This is a genomic window from Arthrobacter sp. 35/47, from assembly GCF_000520475.1.
In the GTDB taxonomy this organism is placed as follows: Bacteria; Actinomycetota; Actinomycetes; order Actinomycetales; family Micrococcaceae; genus Arthrobacter_D; species Arthrobacter_D subterraneus.
The window spans coordinates 24,039-28,240 of record NZ_KI914603.1; the positions used below are offsets into that span (position 1 = coordinate 24,039).

Genomic DNA, 4,202 nt, shown 5'->3' on the forward strand with positions numbered 1-4,202 from the left:
AGATCGGCTCCCCACCCGCCGCGAAGCAGACGCTGCGAAGCAGGTGAGGAGCCGAGGTGCAGTCAGGCTAGGAAACCGTGACCGGTTCCTTGCGCTCGGAGACGCCGGCGACGGCGGCATCGAACTCAGCCTCGATCTCCGGATTGGGCTTCCAGGTCAGCCGGCTCACGACGACGGCGACCGCCAGGTTGGCGAAGAAGCCTGGCACGATCTCGTACATGGTGGACGACAGCGGCGAGTTACCCCAGGCGAAGACGATGGCCGCTCCAACGATTATTCCGGCCAGTGCGCCCGGCATGGTCAGCTTGCGCCAGAACAGCGACAGGAGCACCGCGGGTCCGAAGGACGCGCCGAACCCTGCCCACGCGAAGGCAACCAGTGCGAGGATCGACTCGTTGCGGCCGGAGGCGAGGATGATCGCGACAATCGCGACCACGAGCACGCCGAGGCGGCCGAGGATCACGCCCTGCTTCGCAGAGAGGGTCTTCTTGGACACCATGTTGTAGAGGTCCTCGACGAGGGCCGAGGAGCACACCACGAGCTGCGAGGAGATGGTGCTCATGATGGCCGCGAGGACAGCGGCGAGCACGATTCCGGCAACGAAGGGGTGGAAGAACGCCTGCGAAAGCGAGAGGAACACGGCCTCGGGATCGGTGAGCGTGAGCTGGGGGTTCTGCTGGAAGTAGGCGATTCCCACCAGCGCGGTGGAGACCGCGCCGAGAACCGTCAGGACCATCCAGCCGATGCCGATGCGGCGTCCGGCCTTCGCGTCCTGCGGGGTCCGCAGCGCCATGAAGCGGACAATGATGTGCGGCTGTCCGAAGTAGCCAAGACCCCAGGCGGCCGCGGAAAGGATCGCCAGTACGGAACCGCCGGCCACGAAGTTCAGCATCGAGGGATCAACGGCGCTGATGGACTCGGTCATGCCTGCGAAACCGCCCACCTGCACGAACCCGATGATCGGCACAACAATCAGCGCGAGCAGCATCAGGACGCCCTGCGCTACGTCGGTGAAGGTGGCGCCCATGAAGCCGCCGAACAGGGTGTAGGAGATGGTGACCGCGGCAACGATGATCATCCCGAGGGTGTAGTCCGAGTTGAAGGAGGACTCGAAGAAGACGCCTCCGGCAACCATGCCGGAGGACACGTAGAACGTGAAGAACACGAGGATGATGACACCCGAGACGATGCGGAGGAGCCGGGAACGGTCCTTGAGCCGGTTCTCCAGGAAGCTCGGCACAGTGATCGAGTTGTTGGACACCTCGGTGTAGCTCCGCAGCCGCGGCGCGACAAACTTCCAGTTGAGCCACGCACCGATGGTCAGGCCGATGGCGATCCAGACCTCAATCAGGCCGGACAGGTAGATCGCGCCGGGCAGTCCAAGCAGCAACCACCCCGACATGTCGGAGGCTCCCGCGCTGAGCGCAGCAACGCCCGGCTTGAGCCCGCGGCCTGCGAGCATGTAGTCGTCGAGATCGGAAGTTTTCCGGAAGGCGTACCAGCCGATTCCCAGCATGGCGATCATGTAAAGCGCCATAGCCAGGTATTGCCAGGTCTGGTCAGTCATGTGTTCCTTTCACAGTTTCCTTGGGATTGGCTGAGTGCAGCCGACCACTATTCCAAGAATCTGGCGCATGGCTAATAAAGTGACCTGTTTCACGATCAGAATGCTGTTGTTACCGGCCGGTAGTATGGCATGATGCACCTGATCTTGCGCACCCTCTGGACGCTTTTCGCGTCCCGCCGCCGCCCGAAACTTTCCGTCTGGGATTCAGCCTCCCTGCCCCTGCGGGTTCAGCTCACCGACATCGATATCGCCATGCACGTCAACAACGGCATGTACCTCGCACTGATGGACCTCGGCCGGTTCGATCTCATGATCCGCAGTGGGGTCTGGCGCATCATGCGGCGGAGAGGCTGGAGCCCGGTGGTGAACGCCGAAACCATTACCTTCCGGAAGTCGCTTCAGCTCGGGCAGCGGTACACGATCGAGACCCGAATCCTCGGATTCGATGAGCGCGCTATCTTCTTCGAGCAGCGCATGGTGCACGACGGCGAAATCTACGCCCGTGCCTACATCGCCACCCGTTTGCTCAGCTCCCAGGGGCCGGTGTCGAACGGGGAGATCTTCGAGGCGCTGGGCAATCCGCCGGAGGACCTGGTGCTACCCGACTGGATTCACGAATGGCGGTTGAACACGGCGCTGCCCAGCACGCGCAAGCCCGCCCGGCATGAGTGGGTTCAATAGAGGAATCAGCGATACCGGCGATGCAGATCCGGCGCGTTCAGCGGCGTTCCATCTGCCTCCGCAATCCAGGGTCCGCTTCCCTCCGACTGGTCGAGAATTCCCTCCTCAAGCCATGAATGGCGTCCGTCGAGGACACTCCGTGCGAGCTTATAGTCGGCGGAATCCGTGTTCCTCCAGAGATCGGTGAACAGCTGCTCGACCCGCAGGCGCGCCTGCCCGCAGAAAACCTCTGCCAGGTCACCGGCCTCCCGCCGCCCCTGGCCCTGGAGGTGCTTTGCGTGTGAGCAGGTGGCTGCCATGGCGAACAGTTCCGCTCCGATGTCCACGATCCGCCCCAGGAACACCTGCCGGTGCTCAAGTCTTGCCTGCCAGCGCGCCATTCCCAGGAAGGTATGACGTGCAAGGCGGCGTGAGGCCCGCTCCACGTAGCGGACGTGCCGGGCCAGCCGTCCGAAATCGGAGTAGGAGCGCGGCGACAGGCCCGGCCCGGCCACCAGATGCGGGAGCCAGCCCGCGTAGAACCCGCTGGCGCCGGCTGCCGCTTTTGCCTTTGCCCGGAAGTCAGCGTCCGACGACGCGAGGTCACCTGCCGCCGCAAGGTGGGCATCGACTGCCTCCCGGGCGATCAGCAGGTGCATGATTTCCGAGGAGCCCTCGAAGATCCGGTTGATCCGCAGGTCCCGCAGCTGCTGTTCGGCAGGAACCGCCCGTTCTCCGCGAGCCTTGAGCGACGCCGCAGTCTCATACCCGCGGCCTCCGCGGACCTGAACCAGCTCATCGGCAATCCGGTAAGCCATCTCGCTGGACCACAGTTTCGCAAGGGCAGCTTCGATGCGGACGTCCTTCTGTCCCGAATCGGCCAGCGCCGCAGACAGTTCAAAGACAGACTCGAGGGCAAAGGCGGTGGCGGCAATGAAGGAGATTTTCTGTGCGACTGCCTCATGGTGGCCGATCGGCCGGCCCCACTGCACCCTGGCGTTGGACCATTCGCGGGCGATTTTCAGTGACCATTTGCCGGTTGCCGCGCAGTTCGCCGGGATGGACAGCCGGCCGGTGTTCAGGGTGCTGAGGGCAATCTTCAGCCCCTGTCCCTCCCTGCCCAGGCGGTTGGCGACCGGTATCCGGACATCGTGGAACCGGGTGACACCGTTCTCGATCCCGTGCAGACCCATGAACGCGTTACGGTGCGTCACGGTGATGCCGGGCGCGTCGGCCTCCACCACAAAACCGGAGATGCCGCCCGGGCCGCCGCTGTGCGGCGGAACCTTCGCCATCACCACTACCAGTTCGGCGATCACACCGTTGGTGGTCCACAGTTTGCTGCCGTTGAGCACGTAGGTGCCGTCGTCGTCGTTACGGGTGGCGGTGGCACTCATGCGGGCGGGGTCGGATCCGACGTCGGGTTCGGTGAGGAGGAAGGCCGAGATCGCGCCCGCCGCGCACCGGGGAAGATACTCGCGCTTCTGCTCGGGTGTGCCGAACATGCGCACGGGTTCGGGTACGCCGATGGACTGGTGCGCGGAGACCAGGGCACCCAGGCTCGGGTGGACCGACGTGAGCAGCATCAGGGCGCGTCCGTAATAGGTCAGTGAGAGGCCCAGCCCGCCATACTCACGGGGGATTTTGATGCCGAAGACGCCGAGAGCGGTGAGATCCCGCAGATATTCGTCCGGGATGCGTGAATCCCGCTCGATCACTTGCCCGTCCAGCCGTTCCAGCAGCGAGGTCAGCCGCGTGAGGAATTCTTCGCCGTCGTCGTTCTCTGTATAGAAGGAGGCCGGGTGGGGGTGGATCAGCGAGATATCGCAGCGGCCCAGATACAGGCCCTTGGCGAAGCTCGGGCGGTTCCACTCCGTCTCGCGGGCGGACTCCGCTACCTCCCGGGAAGTGCGTTCGTTGACGTTCTCCTGAAGTGCTTCGGCGCTCATGGCAGGCCCTTTCAGCGGCCGGCTCC

General features: G+C 64.2%; 3 protein-coding genes. 1 reads left to right on the forward strand and 2 read right to left on the reverse strand.

The features are described from left to right. Positions 1 to 67: 67 nt before the first annotated feature. Positions 68 to 1,567 (reverse strand): sodium/proline symporter PutP, encoded by a 1,500-nt coding sequence (gene putP, locus X803_RS0110610; RefSeq protein ID WP_026545120.1) that lies wholly within the window; start codon positions 1,565 to 1,567, stop codon positions 68 to 70. 132 nt (positions 1,568 to 1,699) lie between these two features. Here putP and X803_RS0110615 point away from each other — a divergent pair, with 132 nt between their 5' ends. Continuing rightward, positions 1,700 to 2,248: an acyl-CoA thioesterase gene (locus X803_RS0110615; RefSeq protein WP_026545121.1), complete on the forward strand. Its 549-nt coding sequence runs from the start codon at positions 1,700 to 1,702 to the stop codon at positions 2,246 to 2,248. Between the two features lie 5 nt (positions 2,249 to 2,253). Here the strand turns inward: X803_RS0110615 and X803_RS19275 are convergent, their stop codons facing one another. Beyond that, positions 2,254 to 4,176, reverse strand: a complete 1,923-nt coding sequence (locus tag X803_RS19275) for an acyl-CoA dehydrogenase family protein (RefSeq protein ID WP_051470665.1) — start codon at positions 4,174 to 4,176, stop codon at positions 2,254 to 2,256. Between the last annotated feature and the right edge of the window lie 26 nt (positions 4,177 to 4,202).

Excerpts from the sequence above, each read along its gene's own strand:
- X803_RS0110615 (WP_026545121.1), top strand. The coding sequence starts at position 1,700 with ATGCACCTGATCTTGCGCACCCTCTGGACGCTTTTCGCGTCCCGCCGC.
- putP (WP_026545120.1), bottom strand. The coding sequence starts at position 1,567 with ATGACTGACCAGACCTGGCAATACCTGGCTATGGCGCTTTACATGATC.
- X803_RS19275 (WP_051470665.1), bottom strand. The coding sequence starts at position 4,176 with ATGAGCGCCGAAGCACTTCAGGAGAACGTCAACGAACGCACTTCCCGG.